Genomic DNA, 20461 nt, shown 5'->3' on the forward strand with positions numbered 1-20461 from the left:
TAATGTACTGGGCCTCGTCGAGCACCACGCGGGCAAAATCCTGCCCGGCGTACTCATCGATATCGCGGCGCATAAGGTCATACGACGTTACAACCACGTTATGCTCGGCCACGCCGGCAATCTGTACGCGACGCTGCGCCTTGGCGCCCACGATGGCGCACACATCAAGCGAGGGCGCAAAGCGCTCCAACTCGGCAGTCCAGTTGTACACGAGCGACGCGGGGCATACCACGAGCGTGGGCTTGGTATCCCCCGCCTCCACGCGCGCCAGAATGTGCGCAATCATCTGCAGTGTTTTGCCCAGGCCCATATCGTCGGCCAAGATGCCGCCAAGGCCCAGGTGTTCGAGCGAGCCAAGCCACTGGTAGCCGTCGACCTGGTAGCCGCGCATCGTTGCCTTGAGCGATGCCGGCACCGTAAAGTCCATCTTGCCGAGCGTGTCCAGGCGCTCGACGGTACGGCGGAACGCCGCGTCGCGATCGGCCTCGAGCGCGGGTGTGCGCGCAAGCATGCTATCGACGAACAGGGTGCTCGACGCGGGAAGCGAAACGCCGTCGAGCAGGTCGACAGCATCGACCCCCAAATCCTCGGCAAGGCCAAACGCGGCGCGGGCACCCTCGTCCAGGCGAATGATGTCGCCCGACGTGAGACGCGCAAACGTCTGGTGGCGCTTATATGAATCGAGATAGATGGCAAGATCTGCCGCCGAAAGACCGCTCGCGCCCAGTTCGACATCGAGCAGGTTGCTCTTGACGGTCGCGCGCACCGAGAGCTTGGGCGCAGGGCGAACCGAGACCTGGCGCAGGCGGTCGCTGAGCATGACCTCACCCAGCTCGGACAGGGCAGACAGGCCCTCGGTCAGCAAGTGGAACAGGCTCTCGTCGTCGCGCTCCTCAAACGCCAGGCCACCCTCGTAAAAGTCGAAATACAGGGCCGCCGTGTCCATAACGCGAAACTCTGCTATCTCGTCGCGCGGCGGCACGCCCGGTCGCTGCTCTTCGAAGAGGCTGCCCGGAGCGCCCAGGCTAAAGAGATCTGCCGACCAGTCGCCGTAGGCAACTGTAATCTTGCAGGTCACAAGCCCATCATCGACACCGATTGCCATGGCAAAGCTCGGCTCGGGCGCCACGGTGTCGAGCACGGCGGGAGCGGTGAGGTCGGTGTATTCGCGTAGCACGGGCAGCGCCATGCGGCAGAATTCGCCCACCTGTTCGGCGGCGATATGGACCGGCGCGCGACAGGGCAGCAGACGCGACAGAAACGGTGCGGCATGCTGGGCAAACGCCGCATCGGCGCGGCGCGCGCGGTGCGCGTCGACCAGATAGGCAACGTCGCCCGAGGCAAAGCAGTACATATCGGCGGGCAGGCGCAGGTCGTAGCTGCCACCGGCCGCCGGCGCGATCTTGGCGGCAAGGAGCGGCGGTTGTTTTGCCGAGGCCTCGTCCTCCCCCACCGGCGACAACTCAACCGCTACCTCGTAGGAACGATGCGTCGTCGTTCCCCGCGACCAGGCGGGCTCAAAGGAGATGGTCCGGCCACGCAGCAAGTCCAGCACATATACGATGTCATGCTCGGACAGCGGCAGCTGGCGCTCGGCGACAAAACCGCTGCGTGCAAAATCGTACGACGCCGAACGCGAGCTTGTGATGTCGCTCAGATACACAACCGTTGCCACAACAAGGTCGAGCAGACGCACCGAAACCTCGTCAAAGGCCTCGGGCGTATGGAGGAATGTGAGCTTCTTGCCGTACGAGAACGTGCCGCCGCGCACGTAGGCGGCGGCCATGCCGTCGATGTCCTTGACCACGTAGGACACCGAGCCGCAGCGGATGCGAAGCTCGAGCGCCCAGCTAAAGCGGTCGGCAAACAGCGGATTGTAGTACGGCACCAGCGAGGGCTCCAACACCGCCTTGGGGGCATCGGGGTCGACAGTACCGGCGAGCTTGCGGCGCATGCCCGCCAACTCATCCATGCGCGCGTCCGAAAGATCGGAGAGCGCCTTCATGAGGCTCGGGCTCGTGGGGACGGGCGCCGGGAAGGGAAAGTTAGGGTTGACCGCCGGTGCGGCAGACGCAGGACGCGCGGCTTGCTTAGGCGCCGCCGTAAACGTGCGAACCGGTGTGCGCAGGCCCTCGACGGGCTCGGCGCCGCTTGCGTCCAGATACGCAAGCGCCGTGGCGATGGCGTGCTTGCACATGCCGGGGTAGCGATAGGCAGCGGGGCAATCGCAGTCGTAGTCGATCACCTCGTGCTCGTCCATGTCGAGTTCCACATGCGTCTTGTACAGGTCGCCGCGCGAGCCGCGCACCGAGCCCTCAACCGTCACGTTTTTGGAGAAGCGCGAGCCGCTGTCCTCGATCGACAGCACGGCGCCGTTGAGCATGAGCGAGCGGCCCTTCATAAAGGTGCCGCTCAGCGCCGCCTCTTTCCGGAGCGCCTGCACAAACGTCCCCTGCGCCATCACTTCCTCCAATCTCACCCGGGGTAGCTTAGATAACCGTCACGCGGCCTTGGTTGCCGACGATGGCCTTGGCCTCGGCCAGCAGCGGAATCGAGCGCGCGTTGACCTTGGCAGGCACCTCGGCGCGCAGCACGCGCCCGTCCACCTGCTCGATAAAGATCTCCACGCGGTCGCCGCCCGGGTTAGCGGTGAGCACCGTGGCCAGGCGCGCCATATTGCCCTGGCTAAAGCGGCTGTTGGGCACCATGACCTCAAACACCTTGGGCTTGTTGTTCTCCTCGTTGAGCTCAAGCGGCACAATCTCCTGCGCGATGATCTGGTCGCCGCGGTCCGAGCGCTCGAGTTTGCCCTTGATGCGCACAAAGGCGTCGGACAGCTGCGCACCGGTCTCGGGATCGACCTCGCCGTACAGGTACCCCTCGGCCTCTTTATAGGTCTTGGGGAACACGACGACGGTGGCCTCGCCTTCCATGTCCTCGAGCTGCACGATGCCCATGGGGTCGCCGTTTTTGGTCACGCGCTTGGACACGCTCGAGACCATGCCGGCCCACCACAGCGCTTTGCCCTCGGGAATCTCCTGGTTGATGGTGCCGCCCGTAGGATTCTGAACTTCGTAGCCGGTGTCGATCTGCGAGAACGAGAAGTCGCGCGCTTTGCTGAGCGCATACTCAAACGGGCGCAGCGGGTGGTCCGAGACATAGATGCCCAGAACCTCCTTCTCCTGGCTCAGCTTAAGGTGACGGTCCCACTCCTGGCCATCCGGATCGGGCACGCTCACCTCAAAGCCCGAGCCCTCAACGTCGCCAAACATATCGAAGAACGACGTCTGGCCGCTCGCGCGATCTTTCTGGCGCTTTACCGCGGCATCGATGATGTTCTCGGGGTTGTTCTTATCCACAAAGTGCATCATCTGGCGGCGCGGATACCCCGTGGAGTCAAAGGCGCCTGCCTTGATGAGCGATTCGATCACGCGACGATTGGCCTGGCTCGAGTCCACGCGCTCGACAAAGTCGTGCAGCGTCTTAAACGGACCACCCGCCTCGCGCTCGGCGATAATCGCCTGCGCCACGCCGGTGCCCACGCCGCGGATGCCAGCCAGACCAAAGCGCACGCCTTCCTTGGTAGCCGTGAACTCGGTACCGGACTCGTTGACATCTGGCGACAGCACGGGGATGCCGTCGTGACGGCACGCCGAGACGTAGTGAACGATCTTGTCGGTCTTGCCCGTGTAGGACGTCAGGACGGCCGCCATGTACTCGTGCGGATAATGCGCCTTGAGCCACGCCGTCTGCATAACCAGGATGGCGTAGCCGGCAGAGTGCGACTTGTTAAAGGCGTAAGATGCGAATTCGAGAACATCGTCCCAAATCTTCTGGGCGACCTCGCGCGTGTAGTTGTTCTTGATAGCGCCGTTCATCCAGTGGTCGTAGGTGGTCTCGTCCGAGCCATCCTCCCAGTGCAGCACCGTCGACGTGAGCAGTTTGATCTTTTTCTTAGCCACGGGCTTACGGATACGCGAGTCCGATTCGCCCTTGGAGAAGCCGCACATCTCGACGGAGATGAGCATAACCTGCTCCTGGTAGACCATGGTGCCGTAGGTTTCGCCCAGGATGTCGTCCAGACGGTCGTCGTAGGAGACGGCCGGTTCCTTGCCGTTCATGCGGTTGATGTAGGACGAAACCATGCCGGCGCCCAGCGGGCCCGGGCGGTACAGAGCGATCAATGCCACGACGTGCTTGTACTCGGTGGGCTTCATGTTCTTGATCGTGGCCGTCATGCCGGCGGACTCGACCTGGAAGACGCCAGCGGTGTGACCGGAGCCCATGAGCTTAAAGATCTCGGGGTCGTCAAAGGGAATCTCTTCCTCTTTGATGTCGATGCCGAAGTTCTTTTTGATGTTAGCCTTGGCCTTAGAGATAACCGTCAGCGTGCGCAGGCCCAGGAAGTCCATCTTGAGCAGGCCCATGTCGGCAACGGTATGGCCCTCGTACTGAGTAATCTCGACGCCGCCCTTGGTATCGAGCTTGGTGGGCACATGCTCGTTGACGGGATCGCGGCAGATCAGAACGGCGCACGCGTGCACACCCTCGCCACGGGTGAGGCCCTCGATCGAGAGCGCCGTGTCGATGATGCGGCGGGCGTCGTCATCCTTTTTATAGGCCTCGGCAAAATCGGGGTTAAACAGATCCTCTTTGCCGGGTTGCTTTTCGAGCACCTGCTTGAGCTTGACCTTGGGGTCGCTCGAGACCATCTTGGACAGGCGCTGGCCCATGTAGACCGGATAGTCCAGCACGCGCGCGGCGTCGTTGATGGCCTGCTTGGCCTTAATGGTCGAGTAGGTGATGACGTGGGTGACCTTCTCGGGGCCGTAGAGCTGGCGAACGTGCTCCACGACCTCGAGGCGCCGCTCATCGTCGAAGTCCATATCGATATCGGGCATCTCGGTACGCTGCGGGGACAGGAACCTCTCGAACATCAGGCCGTTCTCGAGCGGATCGAACGCGGTGATGTTCATGGCGTAGGCGACGATAGCGCCGGCGGCCGAGCCACGGCCGGGGCCGACGCCGATGCCGTTGTCCTTGGCCCATTGCACGTACTCGGCAACGATCAAAAAGTAGGCGGCAAAGCCCTTGTCGCAGATGACCTTGTATTCGTACTCAAAGCGTTCTTTGATGTTGACGCCACCGATCTCACGCGTGGCCCAGTCGTCACCGTAGTGCTGACGCAGGCCCTTCTCGCACTCGCGGCGGAACTGGCTCTCGTGCGTCTCGCCGGGGTCGAGCAACGGGAAGCGCGGCAGGATGATGGAGTCCCAGTCCAGCTCAACGTAACACTTGTCGGCGATCTCGAGCGTGTTGTCGCAGGCCTCGGGGCAATACGGGAACATCGCCCGCATCTCCTCCTCGGTCTTCATGTAAAACTCCGAGCCGGTCATGCGCATGCGGTTAGGGTCGTCGACCTTGGCGTTCATGCCAATGCACATGATGACGTCCTGCACGGGCGCGTCCTCGCGGCGCAGGTAGTGGAAATCGTTGGTGGCGATGACCTTGACGCCCACCTGCTTGGCGATGTCGACGAGCGCGCGGTCCATCTGCTCGTCGGTCAGGCCGTTGTCGGTGGTGATGCCGTGTTCCTGGATCTCGATGTAGAAGTCGCCGGGCTCGAAGGTGTCACGGAAGGTCTCGGCCCACTTGATGGCGCCCTCCATGTCACCGCGGTCGATGTACTTGGGGATGATGCCCGCGATGCAGGCGCTCGTGCAGATCATGCCCTTGGCGTGGCGGCGCAGGTTGTCGAGCGTCACGCGCGGCTTGTAGTAAAAGCCCTGCACGGCGGCCTCGGAGACCGTCTGCATCAGGTTGACGTAGCCCTCCTGGTCCTTGGCCAGAAGGATCATGTGGTAGAGCTCGGGCTTGTGGTCGCGGGCAAGGGTCTCGTCCGGCGTAAAGTAGACCTCGCAGCCAAAGATGGGCTTGATGACCAGGGGCGGCTTGAGCTCGTCGATGTTGCCCTTCTCGTCCCACATGACCATGTCCTTCACATACTGGGCATGCTCGCGCGGGTTTTCCTCGGGATCGGGCTCCACCAGCTCGTCGCGGCGGTCCTTTTCCAGGAAGGCCTTGTCGTGGCTCCAGGTTTTGTACTCGGGCGTGTTGTGGTTGACGGCGTCGCAGGCCAGCGCCAGGTCGGGCACGCCATACATGTAACCGTGGTCGGTAATGGCCACGGCGGGCATGCCCAGCTCAACGGCGCGGTTGACCATATCCTGGATACGGGTTGCGCCGTCGAGCATGGAGAAAACAGTGTGATTGTGCAGATGGACGAATGCCATGTGATGAGCTCCGATGCGGGTTCGTGTTCTGACTGAACGATTTTACCCCACGGCACGGACAGCACCCGAACCTAGCCAAACCCACACGGCTCCTCTTGAGTTGCGGTGAAATAGTTCCCGCTTGGGCCATCTGGGCCGCAATACAGGAACTATTCCACCGCAAGTTATCTGAGGACTAGAAGTTGTAGGTGACTACTTGGGGCTCGGCGGGTTCGACGAAGATGGTTGGATCCGGCTGCTCCACGCGGACGAACTTGACCGTCACCGTCTTAAAGCCCGCCTTGTGCAGGACATCCGAATAGACACGTGCCTGCAAGGCGTGCTTCTCGAGCAGCTGCTCCGGCGTCTCGTCCGGCGTGCCGCCCGTCTTGTAGTCGATGACCAGTGCACACGACGGATCGGCCGGGTCGGTGGCCAGTGCATCGATGGCGCCCTCGGCATAGGCGCCGTAGCGGGCAATGTCCTCGTCCTCGCAGCCCAGTGAGAAGAACGGCACCTCGGCACGGATGCACGGCCACGCGAGCAGGTCGGCGCGAACAGCCGACTTGAGCCAGCGGTCCAGGGCAACGTCGAAGCGTTCACGCTGCTCCGGCGTCAGGCACCACAGGCGCGCCAGCGCATCGGCACGCTCAGCGGGCAGCGCATCGGCACCCATCTCGATCAGCCACTGGCAGGCGGCATGGAACGCCGAGCCCAGCGCCATGGGGTTGCCGGCGGGCTCAACGGCGGCCACGTCTGCATCCGTCATCTCCGATCCATCCGACTCCGCATCATCGCCGGCCTCGTCCATGGGAACACGCGCCTCGGCGGAACGATCTTCCGCCTCGGCATGGAGCGCCGCGGCGATTGACGAGTAGCTATACGAATCACGCATCGGATACGGACAGATGCCCATGCGCACGCCCACTGCCTGGGGATACACAAGCTCAAACGAATCGGGCTCGGGGTCGGCAGGACCGGGCACAGTTGAGTGCGCAGCATTATCAGCGACATCGACATCGCCGCGAACAAGCCTGCCCTCGGCATCCAGTGAAGCGTTGGCCTCAAACGCCTGCTCGCCAAAGGTAAAGTTCGCCAGCGTGATGAGCTCGTAGTCGCCCGGCTGGGAGTTGTCGAACACCAGGCGGTCGGCATCGAGCTGCGGCATGCCCAGAGCGTCGGTCGGCAAAATACGGCGCAGCACGTCGTAGGTCAGATCGGTCTCGACGTCGAAGGTCGGCGCCGTCACCTTGCCACGGCTCACGCCGGCATCCATCGCCAAGATCACCAGCTCGCGCGCACGCGTCATGGCGACATAGAGCAAACGAGCCCGCTCTTCGAGCGAAAGCTGAAGGTCGTCGTTGCGCAAGCGAGCAAATGCCTCGGCGGGAGAACCCGTCGCACAGACGTCCTCCATGAGCTCCGGCGGCAACCACAGCGACGTGCCCTTGCCCTTAAACGCATGCTCAAACTGCTTTTTAACGTCGTCGCCCTTCACAAAGGTTCCGTCGGCGAGCTTAACGCCGTCGAAGCGTGCCGGCAGTGCCACGACCTGCGCTCCACCCTCGACGCGACCCATCTGCGCCGCACCCGAGGACTTACGCACGCCAAAGCACTCCGCGACCGCCACGACCGGATATTCCAGACCTTTGGAGGCGTGCACCGTCATGATGCGCACCGCACCGTCACCCTCCTCGTTGAGGGCGCCCGGGGCCTCCTTGCCCGCCAAGAAGCGGTCGAAGGCGAGCGCAATGGAGCGCGGAGAATTGCCGAGCTCGGTCTCTGCCTCGGCCACGGCGTCGAGCGCCTTGAGCACGTTGGCGGCAATGGCCTTGCCCTCGGGGCCGCGCTGCGCCAGACGCACGAACCAGCCGGAGGCATTGACCACGTCGCGCGCGACGGCGGCGAACGAATCACGCCCCACGCGACGTAGTGCATAGCGCAGCACCTCGCGGGCGCGCGTTACGAGCGGCAAGCCCTGCAAGCCCGGCACATCGGAATCGCTCATGATGCCCGCATCGATGTTGCGACGCGACGTCTCGCCCGTCTGCTCGTCGAGTTTGGTCGCCAGCGCCAGGAACTCCTGGGCGCCGAGTGCAAACATCGGCGAGGCCAGCAGCGGCATAAGACCCTGCGCCGTATCGGCCGGATTGGCAAGTGCGCACACCAGGGCGCGCACCGTCTGCACCTCGGCAGCTTGGGCAAAGACTGAGCCGCCCGCGATGACGCAGTCGAGCCCCTGGTCACGGAAGGCCTGTGCGTAGACGTCGGCATTGGTCATGCGACCCAGCAGCAACACCATATCGCCCTGGGGCTGCCCCGCTTTGACGAGCGCTTGGAACCGCTCTGCAATCGCACGAGCTTTCGCCTGCGTTCGCTCCTGCGTGCTGCCACCGGCAACGAAGATCGCCTGGCGGCGCGAAGCCTTTGCCTTGAGCTTGTCCTCGCGATCGTCACTCGGCTCAAGATCCAAGAACCCCTGCATCAAACCACCGGTGTCGCCGTCAAAGACGCGCGCCACGTAGCGCAGCACCTCGTCGTGGCTGCGGAAGTTGCGGACAAGCTTGACGAGCTCGCCGGCGGGGGCATCGGATGCGACAGCCGTCTCGGGCGCAGCAGAGGAGCCCACCTTGCGCTCCTGGCGGCGAAACACCTCAACCTCGGCGCCTCGGAAGCGGTAGATCGACTGCTGCGCATCGCCTACGGTGCACAGCGCGCGCTCCCCCGCGCCCGTCAGATAGCGAATCAAATCGACCTGCATCTGGTCGGTATCCTGAAACTCATCGATCATGACCATCTTAAAGCGGCCCTCGTAGGCGGCTCGGATGGCGGGATAATCGCGCAGCGCCCCGTACGCCATGCGCAACAGATCGTTATTGTCGAGCGCGGACTGGTCGGCCTTGAGCGCACGGTACTCCGCCTCTACGGCACGGGCAAGCCCCACCAGTGCATCGAGCGCCGGGCCGCCGCAGGCAAGCACGATATTGATAAACGCATCGGCTGCCTCGGCCTTGAGTAGCTCCACCTGCTCCTTAGGAAACGCCTTGCTCGCGCGCGGCATGCCGCACGACATCATGAGTCGCGCCGCATCCTCCATGGTTTTGCCGCTCGCCTCAAACGCGTCGATGGCGTCGAGTGCCACCTGCGCTTTCTCGGTCGTGGCCTTGCTTGTGCCCAGCGCCGCACGATAAGCATCGGCAAGCGCCGAGGTGTCGGCCTGGCCACGCGCCACGCGCACATCGTCCATGCCGCCCGGAAGCTGGCTCGATAGCTCCAGCAGGTCGCGCACCAGGCCTTTGATGGTGGTACCGGCGCCAAACGGCCCGCCCTCGCCCGCCATGGGATACCAGGCGTAGAGGGTCTTAAGCGAAGCGGCGAGCTCGGGCGCGACGTCGGGCGCCGTCGCACGCCCCAGCACATGCTCGACAGCCTGATCCATAAGCTCGTCGGTATCGGTGAGCACCGTGAACTCGGGGTCGATGCCCAGCTCCAGCGCGTGCGCGCGCAGGATGCGCGAGCACATGCCGTGGATGGTCGAAATCCAAGCGTCGTCGACCGTCAGGGCCTCTTCGTCCATACCCTCTTCGATAAGCGCACGGCGCACACGGTCGCGAATCTCGGCCGCGGCGTCTTTGGTAAAGGTAATGGCGAGCACCTGATCCAGATGCTCGACAAACGGACCGGATTCGGGCGAGAGCGCATAGACGATGCGGCGCGTGAGGGTAAAGGTCTTGCCCGAGCCGGCACCCGCCGAGACAAACAACGGGCGGTCGAGCGTTTTGACGACTTGCAGCTGTTGCGGCATCAAAGTCGAAAGATCCATGGTCTACACGTCCCTCCTTACAAACGTTCCTTCGTGGTTATACGAGCAGCGCGCATGCGCGGCTTGCGCCGATGTCGGATCGACCGCCGTCACGACGCCCGCCTCGAGTTCGCGCAGCCGCTCGGCAATGCCGGTCTCCACGCGATCGAGCAGCACATCGAAGTCCATGTTGCCGCCCTCGCCCGGGAAGCCCTTCTTAAGGCCCGGGATGCGACCGTCGCCGCGCCCTTCCTCGAGCAGCTCGGCACTTGCGGCGCCGCGCAGCGCGGGCTTGCCGCCCTTGGTCGAAAAATAGAGCGCAGCACGGGTATCTAGGCCCAGCGCCCGACGCATGGCCTGCGCGTAGATGAGTGTCTGGGTATGGGGCGGCAGCCAACGCGGGTCGTCGATGGGGGCCTCGCCCGACTCTTCGTCGCGCACCGTAGGGTCGGCGAGTTTAAACTCCTCGACACCCGAACGATGCTTGTAGTCAATCACCACGGCGCGATTCTCGGCATCCACGTCAACGCGGTCGATACGCCCGCCGAGCGGCCAACCGGCATACTCGACCTTAAGCTCATTAAAGGCGAACTCAAGGTAGCGCGGGGCAAAGGGGGCAAGCGCCTCGGACTCGTAGGCGAGCACGCCTTCCAGCTGCGGCAAGATCTCGGCCACCTGACGCTCCTCCACCGGGGAGAGCGGCACCAGCGGGCCCTCGGTACCGCGCTTGCCCGCATGCTCGGCCAAGGTCTCGGCAAAGATCTCGCGCAGCAGCTCCTGTGCGCGCGGCAAGTTCTCGGGCGTCACGCGCTCCATGCCCTCTTGGGGCAGACGGGCATGCAGGTGCTCCAGCACGTCGTGGACGAAGTTGCCCTTCTCCATGTTGCCAAAATCCGCGTCGATAGACTGGGGCTTGACGCGATACGAGACAAACCAGCACAGCGGGCAGGTGGAATAGGCCTCGATCTGCGAGGCGGACGTCAGGCGCGGCACAAGCGGCGCGTCCTCGCCCTCACCGTCGCGGCGACGCAGGACCAGGTACGGCACAGCCGCTTCACTCAAATGCTGAGGAGCCTCGCACGCGACGCGCTTGCACTCGATGCCCTCGCCGGCCGCTGGATCAAAATCGGCGACGATATCGCCCTCACCCACGCACTTCGCCTTGTCGGCGTCAGCGGCCTTAGCATCGTCAGCGGCCTTAGCATCGTCAGCGGCCTCGGCATGCGCCCGCAACTCGGTCCACACAGCAGCCGGATAGCACTCGCGCGCCTGGCGATCGTGCGTCACGCGTGCAAGCACAACAGGGCCGCGTGCCGCCTGCATCGCGTGGCCAAAGCGCACGCGCAGCAAAGCCGCGGGCTCAAGCGTCACGCTCTCGCGACCAAGGCTCGCCGTCAGCGTGGCCAGCGGCCCCTCCTCGTGTGAGAGCGGATAGCTGTCCAGATCGACATCGGCAAACAGCACGGCATCGTAGCTGCCGGGGCGCAGAGCCGCCGCATCGGCAAGCGACGCAAAGCGCACCTGGGCGCGCGGCGCGCGGTCGACCTCGTGGGTCTCGTAATCGTAGGCGGCGCTACGCTTGTCCACCTTGGTGCGAATGCCGTCGAGCACGGGCACGGTCGCAGCCTGCGACACGTCGAGCGCGCGAGCGCCATTCATAAGGATGTCGATGACATGGCGCAGCAGGGCCACCTCCGCCTGGCGACGGGCTTGGCCATCCAAGCTGCCCAGCGAGCGATCGGGCAACGCCTCGGCAACGGCAAGCATGGCCTTGAGCGCCGTCACGGGCTTGTCACGCCACAGCGCCTGGAACACGTCCGAGACCACACACGGCACGTTCTTAAACCAGTTCTCGTCGCTCGCCGCCTTGCGCGCGCCCCTTACCTGGCCTTGGACACTCTGCAGCAGGCTCTTAACGCCCGCGGTAGTCTTGCTGCGCGAAAGACGCATATTCTTATCGAAGGTACGGGCATTGACGGCATCAGCGCCCGAAAGCGGACTGTAGATCCAGTCGGTAAGCTCCGGCGCGGGCCACCACTCGGTCTTTGACGCCATGCCCTCATCGGCGGCCTTCATACGCTCGATCAGGCCGGCGAGCGCCGCAAACTGCCTGCCCGCAATGGATTGGGAAAACGCCGTAAACTCAACTGTCTCGGCGGCGATATGACGAGCCGCCAGACGAGAGGCGAGCTCACCGAACAGCTGGGGTGCCCGGGCAGAAACAACGAGCACGCGCGCGGGGTCGGCGGGCGTTGCCGTAGTTTTAGCGGCCTTGGACTCCTTGTGCGCCTTCACCAACTTATCGATGGCGTCCGCATAAGCATGGGCACGGGCATGGGGGCCGGCGACCTCAATAAAGGCAGGCTGAGCGGAGGGCCCGCAAGCGGCATCAGACGCGACGGCGTCCTCCCCCAGCGGCGCGACCTCAAACAGCACACCGCGGGCATCAAATGCCGTGGCAAGCTCCTCGCGCATCGCCGCCTGCTCGCAGGCAAGCAGCACGACGACCTCTCCCCCATTGTTCGCCACGGCAGACAGCAGCTCGAGCAGGCCGTGCGTAAACGACGTGATACCGCGCACGCATACGGCGCGGGCGCACGCCGGCAGGTTATCGGCCAGGGCACCGGCCATAATGTCAGCCGCCTCGCAGGGCTCGACCATATCTCGACGGTCCAAACCGTCCGCGTAGGCGCGCAAAAGCTCGAACACACGAGCCTCGGCATCGCTTTTTGGCTCCGGCTGGCAGTTGTCGCCACGGCATCGTTCGGCACCCGTCCCCGCCACACCCGGCAGCACGTCGCGGGCCATGCGCGCGAGCATGCGCACCGTGCCCTGGCTGCGCGAAAGCGGCTGCAAATCGGCATCGTCGAGACGCGTGACCATGTCCGAGAACAGCATCTGGCGCTGCAGGTTGTCGACGAAATCACGCCCGTCGCCCAAAAGCTCCCAAAGCGAGCGAAGCCACGATGTAGGCGTCTTGTAGTCAATACCCAGCGAAATCCCGGCTTCCGCCGCATCATGACGGCACAGGTCGAGCTCGGCATACGTAGGCGCCAGCAGCACGGCACGTCCGTGGCAGTCAATAAGGTCGGCAAGCAGTGCCGACTCGGCATCGCTCAAATCCGTGCCGGCATTGGTGGTATAGATTCGAACAGGCATGGTCCTCCGCTCAAACTGTTCGCAATAATCAATGTATCCATCCTACCCGCCCACGCGGACACATTGCCACCGCAGCTCCATCTTTTGGTACAAAGCAACCTGACCCCAACGCACCAGCCGATTGCGGGCATATAAAAACCGCCCCCGGGGGAGCGGTTTTGCACAATTCGTTTTTGGCGCGGCCTACTCGCCATCCTCCAACTTAATGAGGATCTTGCGGTAGCCACCGTACTCGCCGTTGAGCGCCTTTGAAACGCGGCTCACCGTGGTGGACGAAGCGCCGGTACGGGCCTGAACCTCAACATAAGGCTCGCCCTCGTCCAAATAGCGCGCAACCTGCAAACGCTGAGAAAGGTCGCAGATCTCGCGCGGCGTGCAGATATCGGTCAAAAACGCTTGGATATCCTTCTCGTCATCCAAAAGACTAAATGCGTGGACCAGCTGCTTGACATCAGGCTTGTCAAACATGTTCTCGATATTCATCGATCACCGCCAAACCCGCCAAAAGGCATCGAAGTTGATACTGACATCGGGCATCGTTCGCCCGTTCTATGCAATAGGGCAACGCCTGTGGCTTCTGCCCGTAGCAGTGTAGCACACCACCAAACTAAAGCGACAAGACTCTCTGCCAGCGGCGCGTTTTTCAGGACGAACGCCGTTTAGAAACCGTATGCGCACGTAAGCTCCACGAATATTTGAGACAATGGGCGCCCAAACACCGCGGCGCGCCCGCGCAACCATCCAGGTCGCCGCCGCAAGCCGCTTCACGCGACGCCAGCAACCCCGGCGCAAGAAAGGATTCACGCCATGCGCTTTATGCTTAACTGGCTCTTCACCTCGATCGCCATCGCGATCGCCACGTTCCTCGTCCCTGGTATCCAACCCTTCGGCTTTGCCGAGGCCTGGGTCTGCTTTGCCTTTGTGGGACTGTTCCTCAACATCGTCGACTCGCTCGTCAAGCCGTTCCTGACGGTCATCTCGCTGCCGCTCACTATTATCACGCTTGGTATTTTTCAGCTCGTAGTCAACAGCTTTATGCTCGAGCTGGCCAGCTACCTGTCGGTCAATCTGCTGGGCGCGGGTATCTCCATCGCCAACTTTGGGTCGGCCTTTATGGGCAGCATCCTGGTATCCATCATGCGCAGCATTCTCGACAGCATCGCCGAGGGCTAGAACTGTTCAATACGAACCGTCATATCGACCCAAAACAAAGGCCGCCCATCGCAAAAATGGGCGGCCTTCTTATTTTTCAAGTCTCAAAGGGCGAGAGAATCTACCATTTCCACCCCGTCCCCAAATGGCGAGTATGGGTTAGATGACGTAGTCGTAACCATGGTTGGGAGCGACAAGTTGATCGAGCGTCACGCCGTCGAGGTAGTCATTGATGAGCTTGTCCAGGTTCTTCCACACGTCGAGTGTGGGACACTCATCCGAACGTGAACAGCCCTTGCAGTCGCCGTCCAGGCATGCGACCGGCGCCAGGCTGCCCTCGGTCAGGCGCAAGATCTCGCCCACCGTGTACTGCTCGGGCGGGCGCGTGAGCACGTAGCCGCCGCCTTTGCCGCGCATGCCCGAGAGCATATTGGCGCGCACGAGCGTGGCCAAAATGTTCTCCAGATATTTCTCCGAAATCCCCTGACGCGCGGCGATCTCTTTGAGGGGAATGCGGCCTGCCGCCTGGTGCTCGGCCAGGTCAACCATAACGCGCAGGGCATATCTGCCCTTTGTGGAAACCAACATATATATTGCTGCCTTTCGGTCTGTTAATTCGTAGAAATTCTAGCCGAAAAATTGGTTTTGAAAATACCTATTCCCGTCAAGCTGGTTAATCGACTCGTAATAATCTTCTATTTCCTATTGCGTTACTAGGCTTTACTGTCTACTATGCTTGCCAACAGCAAAAAGAACAACCCATAAGGTTTATGGGTTTCGCTGCTGTACACACCGTAAAACCACACGGTATCCAGTCATTTGAACACTTTGGAGGTTCACCATGAGCAATGTTTATACGTCCATCGATCAGCTTATCGGCCACACCCCGCTTCTGGAGCTCACTCACTTTGAGGCCGATGAGGACCTCAAGGCCCGCGTGCTCGTCAAGCTGGAATACTTCAACCCCGCCGGGTCCGTCAAAGACCGCGTCGCCAAGAACATGATCGACGAGGCCGAGAAGGCCGGCAAGCTCGTGCGCGGCGGAGACTACACCATCATCGAGCCCACGAGCGGCAATACCGGCGTTGGCATCGCCTCGGTGGCGGCGGCTCGCGGCTACAAGGTGATCATCACCATGCCCGAGACTATGTCCGTCGAGCGCCGCAAGCTTATGCAGGCATACGGCGCACAGCTCGTGCTCACCGACGGCTCCAAGGGCATGAAGGGCGCCATCGCCAAGGCCGAGGAGCTGCAGAAGGAGACCCCCAACAGCATTATCGCCGGCCAGTTTGTGAACCCCGCCAACCCCGCCGTCCACAAGGCCACAACCGGCCCCGAGATCTGGGATGATACCGACGGCAAGGTCGACATCTTCGTCGCCGGCGTCGGCACCGGCGGCACCGTAACCGGCGTGGGCGAGTTCCTCAAGGAGCAGAACCCCGAAATTCAGGTCGTCGCCGTCGAGCCCGCTACCTCCCCGGTGCTCTCTAAGGGCCAGGCCGGCCCGCACAAGATCCAGGGCATCGGCGCCGGCTTTGTGCCCGACGTCCTCGACACCCGAGTCTACGACGAGATCATCCCCGTCGAGAACGAGGACGCCTTTGCCACCGGTCGTGCCGTGGGCCACAAGGAGGGCGTGCTCGTGGGCATTTCGTCCGGTGCCGCCGTGTGGGCCGCGCTGCAGCTGGCCAAGCGCCCCGAGAACGAGGGCAAGACCATCGTGGCCCTGCTTGCCGACACCGGCGAGCGCTACCTGTCCACGGCACTGTTCCAGGACTAAGGGCCCGTCGCCCATAGGCTGAGCCCAGGGCGAACCGGTCTCCCCTCTCCCGGCAGTCTGAGCCCATCCCATCAGGGTGTCCCACGAGACGTCCGAACTTGCTACAATGTCTGCGGCGCGGAACCAGCCTCCCGCGCCGCTTTTCTTTTTTGGCCACATGCCACCAAGGAGAACCTCCCCATGCACAACAAGCGCGTGCTCGTCGCCATGAGCGGCGGCGTCGATTCCAGCGTGACTGCGTACCTGCTCAAAAGCCAGGGCTACGAATGCGTCGGCGCCACCATGCGCCTCACCTGTCCCGCGCCCGATCCCGTCACGGGCATGAGCAAAGTCGACCGCGACATCGCCGATGCAAAGGCCGTCGCCGAGCGCCTGGGGATACCCCACCACGTGCTCGACCTGCAGCAGACCTTCGATCGCAACGTTATCGAGCGCTTCGTGACCGCCTACCAGGAAGGGCTGACGCCCAACCCATGCATCATCTGCAACCGCCATATTAAGTTTGGCGCGCTGCTCGATGCGGCACTCGATATGGGCTGCGACTACATCGCCACAGGTCACTACGCCAAAACGAGCCAAGCGTCCGACGGCACCTGGCAGCTGAACCGCGGCGAAGATCCCAAAAAGGACCAAAGCTACTTTTTGTATTCGCTCACGCAAGAGCGCCTGGCACGCACGATCTTTCCACTGGCTGGGCTGGACAAAAAGCGCGACGTGCGCCGCATTGCCGCCGAGCAGGGCTTCATCAACGCCCAGAAAGCCGAGAGCGAGGATATCTGCTTTATCGCGGACGGCGACTACGCGGGCTATATCGAGCGCCGCTGCGGACATCCCGCTGCACCGGGCGACATTGTGTGGCGCGACGGCAGCGTGGTCGGACGTCATAACGGCGCACTGCGCTACACCATCGGCCAGCGCAAGGGTCTGGGCGTCGCGATGGCGCATCCCGTGTACGTAACGGGCGTCGATGCCGCCAGCAACATTGTGCATCTGGGCGAGGCCGAGGACCTGACGGCCACAGCGCTCACGGCCAACGACTGGATTTGGAGCGCCCCTGCCGACCGCATGGAGGCGGAGCTCAATGCCGGCGGCATTCGCGTGGGCGCCAAGTACCGCTACCGTCAGAAAGACCAGGCAGCGACCCTTACGCGTGACGAAGACGGGCAAATGCTGCTGACTTTTGACGAGCCGCAGCGAGCCATCGCCCCCGGCCAAGCCGTTGTAGTCTACCGCGGCGACATCGTCTTGGGCGGCGGTACCGTGACCGGCGCCATCAAGTAGCCCCATCCCCTTCATAAGTTGCGGTGAAATAGGGACTGTTTAAGCGTTTAAAACCGCCAAACAGTCCCTATTTCACCGCAACTTAGAGAGGACGGCCTCGGTCGGTACTGCCGTATCAGCCGAGGCCGCTGCATCGCTAGCGCTGTACGTAGGCGCGGACGAGCTCGAAGGTGTTGCGCACGCCGTCCACGTGGCTACGCTCGTAGTTGTGGCTCGCATACACGCCGGGGCCGATCAGACCATGGCGAATGTCGTAGCCGGCAGAGAGCGTGGCTTCGACGTCCGAACCGTAATGCGGATACACGTCGATAGCGTAATCGAGCTCAAGCTCGCGCGCGATATTGGACAGCGCCGTCACCAGGTCGTAGTTGTACGGACCGCCCGAATCCTTGGCGCAGATCGACACCATGTGCTCGGTGCAGCCTAGGTCGTCGCCCACGCAGCCCATGTCAACGCTGATCATCTCGCGCGTGTCGGCCGGCACGAAGGCGCCGCCGTGGCCCACCTCCTCGTACACGGTAAAGAGCAGCGAAACCTTACGCGAAAGCGTCACCTCGCCAGCGGCGACGGCACGCGCCAAGCCCAACAAAATGGCGGCCGATAGCTTGTCATCCAGGAAGCGGCTCTTGATGTAGCCGCTCTCCGTCACCGTGGTACGCGGATCCATAGCGATGATGTCGCCGGTCTGAATGCCCAGCTCAAGCACATCGTCCTTGCTGTCGACATTCTCATCGAGCAGGATTTCCATGTTCTTCTCGATGGTCTTGACCGGCTCGTCGGCCACATGCGCCGAAGGCTCGGTATTGAGGACCACGCCCGTGTAGACATTGCCGTCGCGCGTGTAGACGGTGCAGTTCTCGCCATCGGCCGTAGACCACTGATGCCCGCCGAGCGTCGTGGGGCGCAGGCGACCATTGTCCTTAATGGAACGCACCATGGCGCCCAGGGTATCGACATGGCTCGCCAGTACGAGCGGCTCACCCTCGCCACCAAGCTCAACGAGCACGTTACCCTTATTGGAACGCTCAGGCCCAAACCCCATATCGCGCAGGGTCTCCATCAGATAATCAGTCGCCGCACGGGTATAGCCCGTCGGCGAAGCAATAGAAGTCAGTGTCTTAAGCTGTCCCGCGATATAGGAGAGCGTCTCCTCTAGAGAAGCATCGATTACAGAAGCCATGTGCATCCTTCCAAGCAAAACTAAGACCGAGTCCCGATTTTAACCGTTCTGCACGCGCAAGGCTCTGGGAGCCGAGCCACCTCCAGACGTCCTCGCGCCGATTTTGCGCACGCGCACGGCTTACAATCCCAATCTTGCATAAATCCTATCGGTATCTGCATAGAAATGAGGAGTCTTTTTGCTTCGTCTCAGGGTACCCCACCTTGGGCCGTGCAAAAAACGGAGTATTCAGCACCGTGGGCCCCAACGGCCCCATCACGAACGACAAAACGACGTGGTTACAGCAGTGTTGCAGGTCGTCGCAAAGCAAAAACTCAGTAACAACCCCCTCCACTCATCGATAGCCCGCCCACAATGGCTGTCGATGGGCGCCTGCGGGCCACTACGGGCCATTCAAAACGTTATGCATTTTTAAGAGCTTGCTGAATACTCCCAAAAATGCACGCTGGGAAGTGCACCACCTATCCGCAGCGGGCAGTACGCCTTGGTTTTGTCCGTCTCAGGGCATCGACGCAGCACAAAAAGCCCCGCCGTGCGTAGCACGGCGGGGCCAGCGACACGTCAAAAGACCATACACCTACGGGCGAAGGACCACCAAACTGGGCTAGGCAGCCGGGCAGATCTTCTTGAAGAGCTCGATGACGTCGTCGAGCGTTGCCTCGCGCGGGTTACCCGGGAAGCAGGCGTCGGCCATGGCGTCCTTGGCCAGAACCTCGATCTCGTCGGCCTTCATAGCCTCGCAGACGTGCGGGATATTCACGTCGGCGGAAAGCTGCTTGACGGCGGCGATAGCGGCGTCGGCAGCCTCGTCGGTGCTCATGCCCGTGGTGTCAACACCCATGGCAAGGGCAACCTTGGCCAGGCGCTCAGCGCAAACCGGCTTGTTGAACTCCATGGCGATCGGCAGCAGCATGGCGCAAGCGACGCCGTGCGGGGTGTCGTAGTGAGCAGACAGGGTGTGAGCCATTGCGTGGTCGATGCCCAGGCCAACGTTGGAGAAGCCCATGCCGGCGACATACTGGCCAAGGGCCATGCCCTCGCGGCCGGAGCCGGGCTGGCCGGACTTGGCCTCGGCGACGGAGTCACGCAGGTTCTCGCTGATCAGCTTAATAGCCTCAAAGTGGAACATGTCAGAGAGCTCCCAAGCACCCTTGGTGGTGTAGCCCTCGATGGCGTGGGTCAGAGCGTCCATACCAGTGGAAGCGGTCAGGCCGGCGGGCATGGAAGCCATCATGTCAGGATCGACGACGGCAACCTCGGGGGCGTCGTTGGTGTCGACGCACACGAACTTGCGGACCTTCTCGGGGTCGGTGATGACGTAGTTGATGGTCACCTCGGCAGCGGTACCGGCGGTCGTCGGCACGGCGATGGTGAACACGGCGTGGTTCTTAGTGGGAGCAACGCCCTCGAGGCTGCGGACATCGGCGAACTCGGGGTTGTTGATGATGATGCCGATGGCCTTGGCGGTGTCCATGGAGGAGCCGCCACCGATGGTCACGATAGCGTCAGCCTCGGCGGCCTTGAAGGCCTCGACGCCGTCCTTGACGTTCTGAATCGTGGGGTTGGGCTTGATCTCGGAGTAGAGGCTCCAAGCGATGCCGGCGGCGTCGAGCTCGTCGGTCACCTTAGCGGTAACGCCAAACTTGACCAGATCGGGGTCGGAGCAGACGAAGATCTTCTTGTAGCCGCGACGCTGGAGCTCGCCGGGGATCTCCTTGATGGCGCCGGAACCATGATAAGAGATGGTATTGAGAACGAAACGATTAGCCATTGATAGCCTCCCATCGTGTGCGGGGCATCCATTACGCCCCACGCTATGAGTCCCATCCTAACGC

The 20461-nt window shown here is 62.6% G+C and carries 11 protein-coding genes; 3 read left to right on the forward strand and 8 right to left on the reverse strand.

Annotation, left to right across the window (positions count from 1 at the left end):
- From ABHR76_RS00985 to ABHR76_RS01005, 5 genes are all read right to left on the reverse strand, one after another.
- Window positions 1-2461, reverse strand: a 2461-nt coding sequence (locus ABHR76_RS00985) for an SNF2 helicase associated domain-containing protein (RefSeq protein WP_346976535.1), incomplete at its 3' end; no start/stop codon positions are given.
- Between the two features lie 28 nt (window positions 2462-2489).
- Window positions 2490-6293 (reverse strand): DNA polymerase III subunit alpha, encoded by a 3804-nt coding sequence (dnaE, locus tag ABHR76_RS00990; protein ID WP_346976536.1) that lies wholly within the window; start codon window positions 6291-6293, stop codon window positions 2490-2492.
- Between the two features lie 175 nt (window positions 6294-6468).
- Entirely contained in the window at window positions 6469-10095 is a 3627-nt protein-coding gene (locus tag ABHR76_RS00995; RefSeq protein WP_346976537.1) for a UvrD-helicase domain-containing protein, read from the reverse strand.
- A 3-nt stretch (window positions 10096-10098) separates the two neighbouring features.
- Window positions 10099-13233: a PD-(D/E)XK nuclease family protein gene (locus ABHR76_RS01000; protein ID WP_346976538.1), complete on the reverse strand. Its 3135-nt coding sequence runs from the start codon at window positions 13231-13233 to the stop codon at window positions 10099-10101.
- Between the two features lie 183 nt (window positions 13234-13416).
- A complete protein-coding gene (locus ABHR76_RS01005) occupies window positions 13417-13716 on the reverse strand; it encodes a YerC/YecD family TrpR-related protein (protein WP_022094855.1) in 300 nt (99 codons plus the stop codon).
- Window positions 13717-14040: 324 nt separating this feature from the next.
- Between ABHR76_RS01005 and ABHR76_RS01010 the strand changes: the two genes are divergently transcribed.
- A complete protein-coding gene (locus tag ABHR76_RS01010; protein WP_346976539.1) occupies window positions 14041-14406 on the forward strand; it encodes a phage holin family protein in 366 nt (121 codons plus the stop codon).
- 138 nt (window positions 14407-14544) lie between these two features.
- Here the strand turns inward: ABHR76_RS01010 and ABHR76_RS01015 are convergent, their stop codons facing one another.
- A complete protein-coding gene (locus ABHR76_RS01015; protein WP_022094857.1) occupies window positions 14545-14973 on the reverse strand; it encodes an RrF2 family transcriptional regulator in 429 nt (142 codons plus the stop codon).
- A 253-nt stretch (window positions 14974-15226) separates the two neighbouring features.
- On the opposite strand from ABHR76_RS01015, the gene cysK reads away from it, so the two are divergent.
- Both cysK and mnmA read left to right on the forward strand, forming a co-directional pair.
- Window positions 15227-16165 carry a cysteine synthase A gene (gene cysK, locus ABHR76_RS01020; protein WP_346976540.1) on the forward strand — a complete coding sequence of 313 codons (939 nt, stop codon included), beginning with the start codon at window positions 15227-15229 and terminating at the stop codon, window positions 16163-16165.
- 57 nt (window positions 16166-16222) lie between these two features.
- Window positions 16223-17446 (forward strand): tRNA 2-thiouridine(34) synthase MnmA, encoded by a 1224-nt coding sequence (mnmA, locus tag ABHR76_RS01025; RefSeq protein ID WP_346976574.1) that lies wholly within the window; start codon window positions 16223-16225, stop codon window positions 17444-17446.
- Between the two features lie 136 nt (window positions 17447-17582).
- Here the strand turns inward: mnmA and ABHR76_RS01030 are convergent, their stop codons facing one another.
- Window positions 17583-18626 carry a M42 family metallopeptidase gene (locus ABHR76_RS01030; RefSeq protein WP_346976541.1) on the reverse strand — a complete coding sequence of 348 codons (1044 nt, stop codon included), beginning with the start codon at window positions 18624-18626 and terminating at the stop codon, window positions 17583-17585.
- Between the two features lie 604 nt (window positions 18627-19230).
- Window positions 19231-20397: a lactaldehyde reductase gene (gene fucO / locus ABHR76_RS01035; protein ID WP_195234670.1), complete on the reverse strand. Its 1167-nt coding sequence runs from the start codon at window positions 20395-20397 to the stop codon at window positions 19231-19233.
- Between the last annotated feature and the right edge of the window lie 64 nt (window positions 20398-20461).

Origin of the sequence: Collinsella aerofaciens (assembly GCF_039752985.1) — a bacterium.
GTDB classification, from domain to species: domain Bacteria; phylum Actinomycetota; class Coriobacteriia; order Coriobacteriales; family Coriobacteriaceae; genus Collinsella; species Collinsella aerofaciens_BT.

What these genes read in the sequence shown, in the direction of transcription:
- dnaE (WP_346976536.1), bottom strand. Translation starts at nt 6,293, where the DNA reads ATGGCATTCGTCCATCTGCACAATCACACTGTTTTCTCCATGCTCGAC.
- ABHR76_RS00995 (WP_346976537.1), bottom strand. Translation starts at nt 10,095, where the DNA reads ATGGATCTTTCGACTTTGATGCCGCAACAGCTGCAAGTCGTCAAAACG.
- ABHR76_RS01000 (WP_346976538.1), bottom strand. Translation starts at nt 13,233, where the DNA reads ATGCCTGTTCGAATCTATACCACCAATGCCGGCACGGATTTGAGCGAT.
- ABHR76_RS01005 (WP_022094855.1), bottom strand. Translation starts at nt 13,716, where the DNA reads ATGAATATCGAGAACATGTTTGACAAGCCTGATGTCAAGCAGCTGGTC.
- ABHR76_RS01010 (WP_346976539.1), top strand. Translation starts at nt 14,041, where the DNA reads ATGCGCTTTATGCTTAACTGGCTCTTCACCTCGATCGCCATCGCGATC.
- ABHR76_RS01015 (WP_022094857.1), bottom strand. Translation starts at nt 14,973, where the DNA reads ATGTTGGTTTCCACAAAGGGCAGATATGCCCTGCGCGTTATGGTTGAC.
- cysK (WP_346976540.1), top strand. Translation starts at nt 15,227, where the DNA reads ATGAGCAATGTTTATACGTCCATCGATCAGCTTATCGGCCACACCCCG.
- ABHR76_RS01030 (WP_346976541.1), bottom strand. Translation starts at nt 18,626, where the DNA reads ATGGCTTCTGTAATCGATGCTTCTCTAGAGGAGACGCTCTCCTATATC.
- fucO (WP_195234670.1), bottom strand. Translation starts at nt 20,397, where the DNA reads ATGGCTAATCGTTTCGTTCTCAATACCATCTCTTATCATGGTTCCGGC.